The 14,746-nt window shown below is 68.6% G+C and carries 8 protein-coding genes, 2 pseudogenes and 1 other annotated feature; of the genes and pseudogenes, 3 read left to right on the forward strand and 7 right to left on the reverse strand.

What is annotated here, in order from left to right; translation table 11 throughout:
* Positions 1 to 130 precede the first annotated feature (130 nt).
* The 4 genes and pseudogenes from ACWD01_RS35720 to ACWD01_RS35735 form a co-directional block, all read right to left on the reverse strand.
* Positions 131 to 1,666, reverse strand: coding sequence for an ISL3 family transposase (locus ACWD01_RS35720; RefSeq protein ID WP_451167960.1), 1,536 nt, complete (start codon positions 1,664 to 1,666; stop codon positions 131 to 133).
* Positions 1,667 to 1,744: 78 nt separating this feature from the next.
* Positions 1,745 to 2,175, reverse strand: a pseudogene (locus ACWD01_RS35725) (IS3 family transposase); the annotation flags it as partial.
* Positions 2,009 to 2,137: a sequence feature (AL1L pseudoknot), on the reverse strand. Its footprint overlaps the pseudogene before it by 129 nt.
* Positions 2,176 to 2,339: 164 nt before the next feature.
* A complete protein-coding gene (locus ACWD01_RS35730; protein WP_451167962.1) occupies positions 2,340 to 3,071 on the reverse strand; it encodes an ATP-binding protein in 732 nt (243 codons plus the stop codon).
* Between the two features lie 88 nt (positions 3,072 to 3,159).
* Positions 3,160 to 9,234, reverse strand: coding sequence for a hypothetical protein (locus ACWD01_RS35735; RefSeq protein ID WP_451167951.1), 6,075 nt, complete (start codon positions 9,232 to 9,234; stop codon positions 3,160 to 3,162).
* 216 nt (positions 9,235 to 9,450) lie between these two features.
* Between ACWD01_RS35735 and ACWD01_RS35740 the strand changes: the two genes are divergently transcribed.
* The 3 genes from ACWD01_RS35740 to ACWD01_RS35750 all read left to right on the forward strand — a co-directional run bounded on the left by ACWD01_RS35740 (position 9,451) and on the right by ACWD01_RS35750 (position 12,917).
* On the forward strand, positions 9,451 to 9,675 hold the full coding sequence (locus ACWD01_RS35740; protein ID WP_451167953.1) for a hypothetical protein: 225 nt from the start codon (positions 9,451 to 9,453) through the stop codon (positions 9,673 to 9,675).
* 525 nt (positions 9,676 to 10,200) lie between these two features.
* Positions 10,201 to 11,253 carry a glycosyltransferase family 2 protein gene (locus tag ACWD01_RS35745; RefSeq protein WP_451167954.1) on the forward strand — a complete coding sequence of 351 codons (1,053 nt, stop codon included), beginning with the start codon at positions 10,201 to 10,203 and terminating at the stop codon, positions 11,251 to 11,253.
* 59 nt (positions 11,254 to 11,312) lie between these two features.
* Entirely contained in the window at positions 11,313 to 12,917 is a 1,605-nt protein-coding gene (locus ACWD01_RS35750) for an IS1182 family transposase (protein WP_451167956.1), read from the forward strand.
* A gap of 125 nt (positions 12,918 to 13,042) precedes the next feature.
* On the opposite strand, the gene ACWD01_RS35755 is transcribed toward ACWD01_RS35750, so the two are convergent.
* The 3 genes and pseudogenes from ACWD01_RS35755 to ACWD01_RS35765 form a co-directional block, all read right to left on the reverse strand.
* On the reverse strand, positions 13,043 to 13,363 hold the full coding sequence (locus ACWD01_RS35755; protein ID WP_451167964.1) for a glutamate--tRNA ligase family protein: 321 nt from the start codon (positions 13,361 to 13,363) through the stop codon (positions 13,043 to 13,045).
* Between the two features lie 23 nt (positions 13,364 to 13,386).
* Positions 13,387 to 13,584 (reverse strand): annotated as a pseudogene (locus tag ACWD01_RS35760) (glutamate--tRNA ligase family protein); the annotation flags it as partial.
* A gap of 125 nt (positions 13,585 to 13,709) precedes the next feature.
* The gene (locus ACWD01_RS35765; RefSeq protein WP_451167958.1) at positions 13,710 to 14,204 is read right to left on the reverse strand and encodes a hypothetical protein; all 495 of its coding nucleotides are present in this window, start codon (positions 14,202 to 14,204) and stop codon (positions 13,710 to 13,712) included.
* Positions 14,205 to 14,746 lie beyond the last annotated feature (542 nt).

Here is a 14,746-nt window from a genome sequence, read left to right on the forward strand (position 1 = left end):
AGATCTTTAACTCGTCTTCTTGACCTTGGTTTGGGTGGGGTCGGAGGCGAGGAACGTAGCGACGTCGGCTGGTGTAGGGACTGTAAATCGTTCGGGTCTGTTCCGTAGTCGGTGGTGACGGAAGGTGCGGTCAGCCCAGGAGGATGCGGTGGCGGAGGAGGGGGAAGCTCGCGCGGCCGTACATCTGGCGCTTGATCAGCTTGGTTTTGTTGTTCACGCCTTCGGTGCCGCCGTTGTGGTGCGGCAGGGTGAGGGCGGCGTCGACTGCGGCGCGGTCCTTCTCGAGGCCCCGGGTGAAGGCATGCAGGTGGGGCAGGTCCTCGGCCTGGGCCGAGGTGATCCAGGTGCTCAGCAGGGCGGCATTGCCGTCGGCGGGATCCAGCAGCACGGCGAAGTGGTGGATGAGGTCGGCCAGAGCGGTCATCTCGTGGCAGGCAGCGCGGGCGGCCTCGATACGTTCCCGCTGGTGGTCCTTGAGGCGGTCGGGGCGGGTGAGCAGGTAGCGGGCCAGGCGCCGGGGCGAGAGGGCGGGCCGGTCGGCCTCGACACGGCCCTGGTTGATGTAGCGGACCAGCAGGTTCGAGCTGCCGTTATAGCCCAGCTCCCTGATCTCCTGGAGGAGATGGGTGACGGGGACGGCCGGGTTCTCCAGTCGGCGCTTGCGCAGGTGATCGCGGTAGGGATCCACGAGGGTGGGCCGGTACTTGGGGGCGCGGATGAGGCGCTCGGGCTCGGCGACTCGGTCGTAGCGCTTGACAGTGTTGAGAGCCAGGTTGAGGCGGCGCGCGCACTCCAGAAGTCCGACTCCGCGCTCCCGCAGGGCGTGGACCTGCTGCCAGCGCTCGCGGGTGGTGGCGGCCTGTCTCCCCTCAGCCGGGGGCGGGCCCGCTTTCGCCCAGCAGGTGCTGGGCGCGGCGACTTCTTTGCGGACGGCCTCGGCGAGGTTGTGCCACAGGTGCCAGCGGTCGCTGATCTGGACCGCGTCGGGCAGGGCTCGGCGGACCGCCTCGGCGTAGGTGGCCGATCCGTCCCGGCACACGGCCTCGATGCCCGGATGTCCGCGCAGCCAGGCTTCCAGAGCGGCGGCTTCGCGGCCGGGGAGTACCTCGATTCGCTCACCGGTTTCGGCGTTGATGATGATCGTGGCGTAGCTCTGCCGGCGCCGCAGGGCGAAGTCGTCGACCCCGATCACCCGCGGGATCCGCACCGCCGGCACTGGCACCCGCCGCAGCAGCCGCAGGGCGGAGGCGTACGACACGGGCACGGCCAGCGATCGGGCGAGTCGGGCGGACGCCCGGCCGCATAACTCCTTGACCAGCTCGGAGAGCTGACCGGTCAGACGTGTGGTGCGGCGCTGATGGCGCTCCTGAAGCCCGGGGACCTGCTCTCGGAAGGTCTGCCGCCTGCAGGACATGACCGGACAGACCAGCCGTCGTATCCTCACCCGGACCACGACCTGCCGGCCGTCGACCGGCACATCCCGCACCGTCCGGCCGTGATACCCGTGGACCCTCCCCGTCACGACCCCGCACACCGGACAGGGAACGGGAACATCCCGGGTCCGAGCTGTAACCCGGACCATCTCGCCACGGTCCGCCACATCCTCGATGACCAACGCCGACAACCCCGAAAACACCGTTTCTACAAGCGCGTTCGCATCATGCACGCTCAATGATCACAGGCGAGCACTCACCGTCACCACCGACTACGGAACAGACCCGTTCGCTACACAGACCCCGACCACGGCGGGCCGGTCGGTCTCCGGGGCGGGCCGGGTGGTGCGCGGGCTCTTGGCCCGGATCACGCCGCGCAGTCCCGCCGCTTTCATGAGGCGTTCGACCGTGCAGCGGGCCACCTCGGCTCCCTCGCGGACCAGAGCGGCATGGATCTTGCGGGCCCCGTAGACGCCGTAGTTGTCGGCGTGGATCCGGCGTATCTGTTCGGTGAGCTCGGCATCACGCAGGCTGCGGGCCGACGGCGGGCGGCTGTGGGCGGCGTAGTAGGTGCTCGGCGCGATCGGCGCGTCCGTCTCGGCGAGGACGTCGCAGATCGGCTGGACGCCGAACGTCTCCTTGTGCTGGTCGATGTAGGCGACCTTCATCGCAGTGGACGGTCCAGCTCCGCGGCGAAGAAAGCCGAGGCGGACTTCAATATCGCGTTCGCCCGCCGCAATTCCTTCACCTGCGGGGAAACGGCCGGAGAGCTGCGGCGGTTTACCCAGCGCGGCCACCAGATCGTGGGCCAGAGCGGTTTCACTGGTCGTGCCCGGGCCCGGATGGGGAGTGATTCGGCCTGCCGCGGGCTCGTGGGCGGCCAGCGCGCTGTGGGTGTGGGCGGCGTCATCGGTGGCGTCGAAGACGACGGCCAGCCGGCACGGCGGTTCGGGGCTGGTCATGCGAGGCAGCCGAAGGCCCAGCGCAGCAGGTCCTGGTCCGGACGGGGCGGCCGGTAAGTTCCAGGGCGGTGCGCAGGTGGGCGGTGAGCTGGGCCCAGGCTCGGAAATTGCCGTGGGCGGCCTGCTCGTCGGCGAAGGTGATGTCGGCGGGGTCGGTGCCCTCCCAGACGGGGTGGAAGAGCGGGACGACTTCCAGGACCTCGGCGGGGGTGAGGCGGGTGAACTGCTGCCAGATGAAGATGCGGGAGGAGAACATCGGCTCGCGGCGCAGCACGGTGTGCGCGCCGGCGCCGCCGACGAAGACAATCGCGATCTGGGTGGAGGGTTCGTCCCACAGGTAGCGGAAGTACTCGAACGCCTCCCCGTCGAGCCACTGCGCCTCGTCCACGAGGAACGTACGGGGCCGCTCGGCGAGCGCGGTCTTCAGGAGGCGGTCGAACTCGCTGGGGTGGCGGGGCGGCTCGCCCGAGAGGCTGAGGGCGTCGAAGAGCTCGTACCGTACGGCGCGGGCGGTGGGACGGGCGCAGAAGGTGACCTTGCAGACCTCCTCGCCCCGGGAGGCTTCGAGTTCGCGCAGGCACGTGTTGACGGCGCCTTCCCGAAGCCGGCGTTGCCGTGGATGCGCATCATCGCCCCGCGCGGCGACCGTGTCGGCGATGTTCTCCCGGAGGGAGATTTCTGCTGATGAGGTAGTCGGTCAGGCCCTGGCGAGGCATACGGGCGTGCGGTTCGTCCGGGTGCGGGACGACGACCAGTGAGACACGTCAGCCAAGGCGGTAGACGCGGCGCAGCGCTTCGGTGAGGACGTCGTCGAGTGCCGGCAGATCGGGTATCGGTGCGGAGACGTAGGAGAAGTGCACCGTGCGTCGGGACCGGGGGTCACGGGCGGCCGTGGCCAACAGGTCGATAATCCTTGCGCGGAGGGTGTCAGGGATGTCGGCCTTCTGGCCGATGGCCGCGAGCAGCTGGGCGGCGGACCACGCGGCGATTGTGCTGGGGCCGGTCAGCGTGGCGGCAAGGTCATCGACGAGTGTCTCCTCGATGTTACGCAGGGCGGCGATCGCCCGCTGGGCACCGGAGCGGACCTGTGCCACATCGCGCAGCGCGTGTTCCAGGGCGCGGAGCACCGGGCGGGATCCGTAGCGCAGCACACCGAGCAGCCGGGCGGCGGCCTCCCTGCCGGGAAATCCGTTGAAGTACATGGTGGCGTCGGCGAGCCGCTGGCTGAGGATGTCGGTGTCGGCGACCCGGCGGAAATCCGCCCGGTTGATCTCGGCGGCCGCGGCCGTCACCGCGAGCACCTCGTACCGTTCCCAGCGGTAGGGCTCGTCATGGACCGAGGTGCTCAGCAGGGTGTCGGTCCATCGGGTGAGCAGTTCCACCCATGGCCAATGATGCTCCCCGTCGCGGGTGCTGACTTCACGGAAGGCGGCGGCGCATCGCGCGTGCTCGTCCGGCCGGGAGAAAGCGAGATCCCCCATACGCTTCAGCAGGCCACGCCTGTCCTCTGGCTCTCCCTCGGTGATGATGACGCCGAGGTCGGTGCCCTCGGCCGCCCAGAGCGCGTCGGAGGCGCGACGGACGGATTCCCCGTCGAGCACCCCGTCCGTCGCGGCGAGCGCCGTCCGGGCGGCTGCCATGACCGTCTCGGGTGAGCACAGGAGGACACGGTGGTCACGCAGGGGGTCTGCCTGCACCCTGGCGATGGTCCGGTGGAGCCCGGCCCATCGCTCATGGCCGATCTGGAGCTCGTCAGCGGTGCCCTCGGTGGGGTCGTGGCGCAGCATGGTCGCACAGGCTCTGAGGATCGCGGCCTGGAGATCGGGAGTGCCCGCTTCCAAGCGTTCGAGAAGTACGGGCCAGACGGCGTCGTTCACCATGTGGGTGTGCTCGATGATCCGTTGGGCGGTGGCAACGCCGGGTTTCCGCCCGCTCTCGACGCTGTCGCACCAGGCTGAGAACGCCGTGGGGTTGTCGTGCAGCAGTCCGTTTAAGTGCCAGTGAACCACGAGGGTCACCGATGGTTCGCTCCAGCGGTGCTCCCGGGCGAGGGCAGCCAGCTGTTCCACGGTACGGGGCCCCAGGCGAGTCACCGTGTCATGTGCCGAGTCCGTCTCCGTCCTGATGTTCAGACAGTGACGTGCCCTCCCACGCAGCAGGTCGTCGTCGTCCGACAGCAGCCCGGAGAGGTGTCCGACCAGCTCCTGGTCCAGCCTCCGGTACTCGGCCAGCAGGAGGGCGGCCACCTGGCGGATGCGCGGTCGGCTGTGTGTCAGCCAGGCACTCACCATCGGTTCGGCAGCGCAGTCGAGGCGGGTGAGCCGGTAGAGGACCGGGTCGAGGTGCGCTCCGGCACCGGCCTCCGCCGCGGCGGTCACGGCCCGTGCGACGGCGGCGGTGCAGGAGATCATGCCGACGCCGTGGAGGTCCAGGATCGCGGAGACCGACTCGGTGGAGGGCCGGTCGGCCAACAGGGCCCATGCCTGGGTCAGTTCGTCTGTGCGGTCGCCACGCCGCTGCTGGGCGGACCGGGCATAGAGCGCGACCGGTACCCAGGCCTGGATGGCGTCGCTGTCGTCACCGGTCAGGGTGGAGAGGTGGCGGTGAACCGGGAGCTCCGCCGCGGCGGAGGGGTCATGCCCGCCCATGTCGACAGCGGACAGCAGTTCGTCCATCCGCGCGCGGATGAGGGGGCGGTCGCCGTATTCGTCCAGGGCCAGGCGGAGGATATGCGCGCGCTCGGCGACGTCCTCGATGTCACGGGCGCGGTCGATCGCCTCCAGGGCGGGCTCGTCACAGTCCGGGGCCGGTATATACCGGGCCAGCCGGAGCAGGGCCCGCACCGCGATCGGGGAGTCGTCGATCGCGTGGGCGCTCTGTCGGCAGATGTCCAGATGCGGGAGTCTGCGGGCGGGTGGTGTCAGAGCGGCGAAACGTTCATGGAGCTGGAACAGCCTTGACGGGTCGCTGACTTCTGCGGCCGGCACGGCCGCTTCGGCGAGCAGGGTCTGCCTGTCCGCCGGGAACACCTGGGCCAGCCGCAGCAGCGCCCTGGCCCGGTACCAGGGGTCAGCGACCTGCCGCGCCAGCTTACGCAGGGAGCCAACCGGATCCGTGCTGTCCAGGAAGTCGTCCATCAGGCCCGCGATGCGCGTGCCGTCTCCCTTGCGCCGGTGCATGGTGCTCCAGGTCACCGTGACCGTCTCCGCGAGCAGGTGCGGGTTGCTCTCGACGAGCGGAGCGAAGACGTTCTGGAAGAACCAGAGCGGGGCGAACGGCAGGTCGACGGGGACGCGAAGGACCTGGTCGAGCACGGTGACCGGGATGTCGCTCCCGTCACGGCAAGGGAAGGCCAGCGGGTCAGCGGGCCACCAGTTCCGGTACAGCCGGTAACCGCTGAGCTGCGTGGTCGACCTGATATTGAGGGCGTCGACGAGGCAGCGCACGGCGTACTTCCGTGCGTGCACCGAATTGCCGAACCGGACGGCCTTGAGATGTGAGTCATCTCCCGATCCGGACAGCGCCTGGGTGAACTCGTCCGCGAGGATGTGCACCTGGAGCTGCGCGGGAAGGCCCCCCGGGTCGGAGAAGCTGACCGGGGTGGCCCCGGCGTCCGTCAGAGTGCCGGTGACGGACGCTCTCAGCCCCTCCCACTCGGCTGCCAGCAGCCGCTCGGAGGCAGCGCTCAGCGCGGACTCGGCCAGGCCGGCCGACCGGACCGTCGCATCGCGCAACTGAACGCTCAGCGCGGATATCCGGCGGACGGCAATCCCGGACGCCGCCGAGCCGGCGGCCAGGAAGTCCGTCATGTCCTCACCGAGTGCCCACAGACCGAGCGCGGCGTCGGCGGCGGTCGCCGGGTCCGTAGCGCTGAGCTGGGCGCGGAAGACGTCGGTCAGTCCCGGGAGATCGTCGTGTCGCAGGGCGTCGGTGACCCACATGGTGAGCGGGGAGTCCCGGCAGACGGCATCCGCGCTGAAGCGCGGCGGCGCGCTCCAGCGGCGCTTGTGGTCGCCGGTATCCAGGTACACGGCCATGCTGTAGATGGGATCGCTCTCACCCCACCGCTCGCTGTAGTAGCTCGTGAACTCCGCCCGGGGGGAGTCCTCCAGCTGAAGGTAGTTCGCCATCCGGTGGTACTCGTTCAGGGCGTCGGCACTGCGGAGGTCAGTCTGACCGCCGTAGAGGCAAAGGATCAGGGCCTGCCACCGGGCATCGGTCCGTACGCGTTCCACCAGGTCGGGCGATCTGCGCAGCAGATCGCGCATCTTCAGCCGCCCGGACCGCCAGTCCTGCGGCAGGTGACCACCTCGCGCCCCGCCCGCGCCGCGCGCCCCGTCCCCGCCGACTACCGGTGGGGACACCAGCCGAACCAGCGCCTCGGTGACCGGGTGTCCCAGTTCCGGGAGGTCCCACTCGGGCTCCGCCTCGATCAGTGCCTCGGCGAGATCCGGGGCGGCGGCACCGGTCTCCCTGATCAGTTCCGCCGTTGCGCAAGCCGCCGCCGCACCGCCCTTGCCGGGCTCCACCAGCGTGGTGGCCAGGACCCGGTCCACCTCGGCCGAATACCCCCTCTCCCGCAGTGTGGAGACCGCTTCCTCGATCAGCTGCCGGGCCCGGGGCAGTCCGCGCCGCCCGGCTCCGGCGCCGTAGCCGGCCAGGAGCCGCCCGGTGACCAGCCGTACGGCCTCCGGTGGTACGTCGGTCATCTGTGGAACGGCCGCCGCGAGCAGCAGCGCGGACTCGGGGAAGAATTCCGCGAGGGGACCGTCCATGGCGAGCAGGGACTCGGCCAGCCCGACGAGAGTGCGCTTGTGCTCCCAGTTGACGAGGGCCAGCGCCATCAGAATGGGTTCACGCCACCGTGGATCCGCCAGGCGGCCTCGGATGCGCCGCGCGCTGTGCGCCGGTTCGGAGACCAGATGCCGGGCGGCGAAGAACTCCTGGAACGTCTGGTGGGAGAAGCGGAAGGACTCGGGTCCGCTCTCGACCAGCAGGCCGACCTCGGTTCTCATCGACTCCAGCAGAGAGTCGACGGTCTCCGACAGCGCGGGGTCCAGACGGCCGGGCTCCTTCCCGTCGATGCGGGCCATCTCGTCGAACAGGGCGGACCGGAATTCCCATCTGGAGACCACACCATTGGGCTTGGTGGCGTGGATGTGGGCAGCCACGGCCGGCAGCGCGGCGACCATGGTCTGGTACGCCAGTCCCGTCCCTGCCCCGTTTCGTCGCCGGAACCACACCTCCACCAGTGAGTCCACAGCCTCCTGATAAATCTCGACCCGCTGCGGCGGCAGGCTCCCCTCCCGGTTGAGGAAGACGCTGACGACGACACTGGCCAGCAGCGGGTTGCTGGCCAGGTCGCGTACGTGCCGGTTGGCCGGGTCGAGCAGCAGCGCCGTGAGCGTGCCGGCCAGCTCTGCGGCGTCCCCACCCAGCGCTCCCTGGACGTCCACCGCGGTGACGATCTCGCTCATCCAGTTGTGCACGAATACCGTCAGGGCCTCGTCGGTCATCCGCTCCACGGTGACCTGGGTCAGATGTCCAGACAGCGGCGCAAGCTGGTAGCCGGCGATCCGGCTCGTGACGAAGATCCGGTTACCGAGCGGTGCATTCGGCGACGCGTCGGCCCAGGTCGTCACGAACTCGCCCACCGCCGTCGCGGTGTCCAGTCGTGACTCGGCCGCGACCTCGTCGAGCCCGTCAAGCACCACGAGCGCCTCACCACGGTGCAGCGCGTCGTGCAGCAGTCCGGTCAGGACATCGTCGGGGATCCGCTCCTTCGCGCGATACTCCCCCACGTCCTGCGACCACACCGGACGCTGTCCGTCCCAGGTGTGGCGGCCGATGAACTCCGCGACGGTGAGGGGCGGCAGGCCAGTCGCCTCCCGGTCCCGCCGGTTCTGCGCGTACTCGCCGATCCGCACCAGCACGGGCAACTGCGGCGGCCCCAGCACCACGTCAGGTCCACCCGCGGCTGCTGTGATGTCGACCAGGCCCGGTGCCATCCGGACTTCGGCGGCGCCTTCGGTCAGTGCCCTCGCGTGGACCAGTGCGAGCCATCGCATGATCGTGGTCTTGCCGCTGCCGGGATCGCCAAGGATGACGGCCACGGACTCCCTGCGGTAGAGCTGGTCGATGGTGAGAACTGTGGGCGGCTCCACTTTGTTGTGGTCCAGCCAGTCGGGGGTGCCGAAGTAGTCAGCCACCGGAAGGTCCCCGAACAGGTGCCAGAAGCGGCGCTCCTCCTCCTCCGGAGGGAGGGCCAGTTCCACGATGAGCCGAGCTACGTCCCGCCGGACAGCTTCGGCCGCCGCGGCCCGCTCCCGCGGGCTGCTGGAGTCGACCTTGAGGGCTACGTATACCTGGTCCAGCGCGGCCTCCGTCAGGCCGCGTGTCTGCCGCAGGCCGCGAACCGGGATCCGGGCCGTCACATCGGCCAGCCAGGCGAGATAGCTGCGCAGCGCCACCGCGCGTACCACGTCCGGCTCGGTGGCGCGGTAGCCGGGGCCCTTCGGGCGTCCGCCCTGCTGACCGGCGCGCTCACGGCGGGCGTTGTCCAGTAGCTGCTTCCAGTAGAGCGGCTGAGGCGGCTGATAGCCGGACTTCGCACGGGCCTTGGCCGCCAGCATCACGGTCAGCTCCAGGAAGAACCGCCGTGAGCTGTCCTTGGTCGGGACCGTCTTCCCGTTCAGCCACTCCGAGATGCTCGACTCGGATACCCGGGCCGGCCTGGTGAGCTCGGCGCCGAACCTCACCATGCTCTGCAGCGTGGGCTTCCCGGCGGCCTCGTGGAGGTGACGGAACTCGTCCCTGAATCTGTCCACAGCCGTACCCATGTGCTGCCCCCGTCCATGAAGTCCGGTGCGACCGTGCGGAGACTCGTCCGGATTCACAACTCCCCGGAAAACCCGTCCGCTTGCCCTGCCAGCATATTCGGGCAGGGCACGCCGTAGGGGCTTCGCCGGAAACCCTCCGTACACCGGAAAACGGAGCTCGGCGCACGACCGGAGCAGACGCACCGGAGGCGCCGCAGGATCCGGGAGGTACCTGCCGTGTCGACCCAGCACCCGCACAACAACCGTCCTCACCGTCTTCCCGACGGCTCCCTGCAACGTCTCGTCCAGATCCTGGCCCTGCTGCTCCACTTCACCGGCGCGGTGCTCAGTGCCACCGGGCAAGAACCGTTCGGCGCGATCACCCAGGCCGTCGCGCAGGCGGTGGGTGCCGGTGAGGCAGTGTTGTCGTCCCGACAACAGGATGGCCGGCCGCGTCGCTGACACGCCAGGGCCGGAGGCCCGGGAGGGTGCGGCGGCGGCGGCCCCGACTCACCCTCCCGGAGTGCGCTCCGCTCCCGGCTCGATGGATCGTCAAGGTGCTTGTCAGACAGTCCGTTGATCCCGGAAGACCTTCCACCAATGTTCCGGACAGTGTGGGTGTCCGGGTGCGGTGTGGGCGTCGGCGAAACCCAGGGCGTCAGCCCTGCGGGCAGGATACCGCCTCAGCCGTCGGCTCTTCCCTTCGCCGGCGACGACGAAGGCGGTAGCATTGGGCGTTCAGCTCATGTGCGTGCCGGACGGAGCTGCGGACGAGGCACAGTCGATAGGTCACGCCAGTTCTTCATCAAGCGGGGCTCGCCCACCTCACCCCGCCTTGTGGGGCTCGACCGCCGGAAGGGCAACATCGGGATGCTGGCGAGGAAACTGGACGTACTTGCGACGAACGGCGCGATCCACGACGCCATGCAGGGATTCCTGCGGGAGTGACGGGGGACGAAGTCACACGGCGAACTGGGGGAAATGACTGTGTCAGCGCGCATCAGCATCGTGGTTCCGACCTCTTTTCGCACGGACAAGGTGCAAGAGTCCGTCCGGTCGGTGCTCGCTCAGTCCATGCCCGACCTGGAGCTCATCGTGGTGAACAACGGGCAGCCGCCGGCAGTCGCGCAGTCCACCCTGGGCGACATCACCCACCCTCGTCTACGCATCGTCACCCTCCGCAGGAACTCCTTCTTCTGCGCTCCCGTGAACTACGGCGTGTCAGTTTCTTCCGCGCCCTACGTGGCCACGCTGAACGACGACGCCTGGCTGGCCGGCGACTGGGCGGAGAACGTCCTCTCCACGTTCGAGAAGAACCCTGGCGCAGGATCCGTCGCCTCGCTGATCATCCAGGCGAACGACACCACGCTGATCGACTCGGCAGGAAGCCATGTCGACCTCTCGGGGCGTGCATCCAACCTCCTGTGGGGCGTACCTCTGGCGTCCACCCCCGGCAGCGCGTCACGGGTCTTCTCCGTGTCGAGTTGCTGTGCGGCCTATCGCCGCGCGTCATGGGACGCGGCCGGCGGACTGGACGAGGACTTCACCGCGTACCTGGAGGACGTAGACCTGGGGTTCCGGATGCAACTGATGGGCATGACCTGCCTTTTCGAGCCGGGCTGCCGCGCGTACCACTACGGCTCGGGCACGCCTACGCCATCGGCCTACAAGGCATTCCTCATAGAGCGCAACCACGTGTGGAACGTCGTGAAGAACTTCCCCAGCGCCTTACTGAGGCGGCGTGCATATCCGATCATGAAGGCGCACTCCCGTCCTGTGGTCCTGCAGAACGGGAGTTCGCTGGGCCCGTTCCTGTCCGGCAAAGCGGCCGCGGCCGTGCTGTCCCGGAAAATGCTGCGGAAACGGGAAACCATCCAGCGGTCCCGGCGCATTTCCGTATCGGCTCTGGAGGCCCTTCTGATGCCGACCGCGCCTGGGGTCTGCAAGGAGCGACTCTGTCGGGGATCTTGGAGTTCTCAGGACAGGGGCTTTCGGTGGTTGGAACGCTTCGGACGGTCCTGCGTGGTTCTGTCCTCCTGAGGTGATCAGTGTCCGTTCGTCCCCGGTCCGGTGCAGTAGTTCCCGATCTCACAGCCCGGATGGCGCGGGCCAGCAACCCCCGCGGCACCACGGCAATGTGGGTACGTGATCACCTCGACGGGCTCTGGGACGACAGGGACTTCGCCTCCTGGTACCCGCGCGACGGCCGCCCCGGACTCTCGCCGGCCCAACTCGCCACGGTCTGTGTGCTTCAGTTCTTACTCAACCTCTCCGACCGGCAGGCGGCCGAGGCGGTGCGATGCCGCATCGACTTCAAGTACGCCCTGGCCCTGGAACTGGACGACCCGGGGTTCCACCACAGCGTGCTGACCGACTTCCGTGATCGTCTGTGCGAGGACGATCGCGCGGACCAGTTGCTCTCCCTGTCGCTGGAGCGGATGCGGGCGGCCGGCCTGGTCACTGAGCGCGGGAGACGGCGCAGTGACTCCACCCAGGTCCTCGCTGCCGCGCGGGACCTCACCCGCCTGGAGCTGGTCCTCGAAGCAGTACGCGCGGCGTTGGAGGAAGCCGCTCAGCGGGCACCTGAGGTCCTGGACGGGCTGGTGGATGCTGAGTGGGCCACCCGCTACGGGCGTCCGGTGCGCCTTCCCAGCCAGCCGACTCACCCCGTCACCCGGCTCAAACAGGCCGGCGCGGACGCCCGCCGACTCCTGGAACGCTTGACGCCCCACCAGCGCGGTCCTCGCGCGGAAGCGCTACGGCAAATCGTGGTGCAGAACTTCCTCCTCGACGCCCGTGGCAGGTTACGCCCGCGCACCGAGAAGGACGGACAGCCCAAAGGGGCCTTGCGGATCGTCACGCCCTACGACTGCGAAGCCCACCGAGCCATCCGGGGCAATACCCGCTGGAGCGGCTATCTGGTCCATGTCACCGAGACCTGCGATACCGACGCCCAGGCCAACCTGATCACGGACATCGCCACCACCAAGCCGACCCGGGACACCGAGGCCCTCCCTGGCATCCACGCCCGGCTCCGTGCCCGCCGACTGCTGCCCCGGCAGCACCTGCTCGACGGCGGCTACCTCTCCGTCTCGCTGCTGCACCGCTCCCTCCGGGACCACCGGGTCGAACTCGTCGGCCCGGTGAAGGCCAGCGGAGCATGGCAGAGCAAGGAACAGTCCGGCTTCACCCGGGACGACTTCTCCATCGACTTCGACCAGCGCCAGGTCACATGCCCCAGCGGCGAGACCAGCCACATCTGGCTCGAGCCACCGGCCATGGCGCCCTACACCGTGGCCCGGTTCCACCCACACCAGTGCAACCCGTGCCCCGACCGGTCTGCCTGCACCCGCGGCACCGCCGCCCGCACCGTGAACTTTCTCCCCCGACCCCTCCACGAGCTCCAGGCTCGAAACCGCACAGACCAGCAAGACCCCCAGTGGAAACGGCTCTACGCCACCCGGTCCGGCGTCGAAGGCACCATCTGCGAGTTCATCAACGGACACCATGCCCGACGCAGCCGCTACCACGGCATCCGCAAGACACACGTGCAGCACGTCCTGACCGGCATCGCGATCAACATCGAACGCCTCGCCTCACGCACAACTCAACACCCCCACCGCCCTCGCTCCCCCACGACCTTCCAGCAGTACCTCAACACCCGCGGCCTGACCTGGGAATGCTGGTGGCGACAAGGAAAATGAGGTCACGCTCAAGATCCCCGACAGAGTCGCTCAAGCTCTGATCGCTGGGAGACGGGATCCGGACGAGACCCACAGCGCGTCGGTCCCCCTGCTGCCCGAGGAGCTGCTGACGACGAAGTCGCACATCATTCGCCGACACGGGCACGTCGGTACGTGGGCCAGCCGTCGGGGCGACAGATGATGAAGTCGCTGATCTGGGACGCCCGGATTCTCACGGCGCCGCGCAACAGGTCATGTGACTCGACGACACCGTCGTCGGGCGTCCGCAGCCGGACGGCCGGCCGGCACCCCTCCCCCTCGGCCGCGGCGATGTCGGCCGCCGACGCGTGCCGACACCGCCCGTCGTACGCGCCGTGAACAGCGCCCGGACGTCGTGCGTCAGCAGCCACCTCGCGTAGGCGTTCGGCGGAGGAGTAGCACCGGTACGCACGTCCCTGGGAGAGCAGTTCGTCGAGCGCCTACGATAGAGGTGCAGGCGTTCGGACTGCCGATAGGGCCCGTGATCGCCACCGGCTTCCGGGCCCTCGTCCCAGTCAAGGCCCAGCCATCGCATCCCCGACAGGTAGCTGTGCATCGCGCCGGTCACCTGGTGGTCCAGGTCGGTGCCGTCGAGCCGGAGGACGAACGCGCCGGCGTAGCGGCGGGCGAACAGCCATGAGTAGAGGATCGTGCGGGCCGAAGAAGGCGGCGTACGGAATCTCGCCGTTCGGGGGCGAACCGTACCCGCACCTCGTCATGACCAGGGGGCATGGGCAGCGCTGGGCCGTTCCACCGTGTCGGAGCCATCTGGCATCACTCCGCGGGCACTGTTCGTACGTGCTGCTTACAGAAGAGCCGGCCACGAGCTCGGTACGCGGGTGTGACGACCATGTGCAGCACCCCGTCCTCGGCCGAGTCGTACCAGAGCTCCTGGAGGTCGGGGTCGACCGGGGTTCCGGGTGGGGCGTCGAAGTCCCAGTACGGACTGCCGCCGACTCGGGCGGCTTCGTCAACCAGCTCTGTGGCGCCCTCGACGAGTTCGGCCGCCCGTGTTTCGGCGTGATGCAGGTTCTTCAGTGCGGCCCTGACGGCCGGAAGGTCCGGGCCCGTGGTGGCGAACAGGGCCCGGCACAATTCTGCGGTCACCTCTGCGTGCCGCCGGGGGTCCCGCTTCTTGTCCTCCCCGGAGGCCACCGCGTCGGAGGCCGCCGAACGCACCTTCTGATCACGGAAGACCTCGTAGCGCCGGGCGAGTTCGACATGACGATTGTCCTGCTCGGTGAATACGTCGTCCCGCTGCTCGTTCACGAAGGCGAGTGCACGGCTGATACTCCTGCCATTGCGTTGGAGTTCCTCTTCGTAGCAGCCGCAGAGGGTTTCCACCCCCTCCATTCGTTCGACCAGAAGCTTGACTTGCTTCTGACACTCCGTTACTTTCTGCTCCAATTTTTGAATACGTCGACTCTGACATCCGAAAAGTCGTTTGAGGTTGCTCAGGATGGCGAGCAATTCCTCCTCCTCGTCCTGTCCTGTATGCGGCGGGAATGGCCGGCCCGAGTCGTCCCGGGGGTTGCTGTGGTCTACCACCTCGGCTCGAACTCCACTCTTGTCTCGAGCGTCTCGCCTGTTGCGACGATTCGTGCTGTCGCCGATATTTCGGTGCCACCGAATTTCATGCACAGTTCGACAGACCGGTCTTCCGCCGGCAGGTGCCGGAGGCTGGAGGGAAGTTTGATCTCGAGTCCCCCGATCGGTAGGGTCTGTGTAGCGAACGGTGGAACTCGGTCGGATTTCTTCAGCGGCGGCCGGCGGTGAGTCGGCCGTCAAAGGCGATGTCGAAGGCCTGCAGG

The sequence above is a fragment of the Streptomyces sp. NPDC002835 genome (assembly GCF_053591995.1).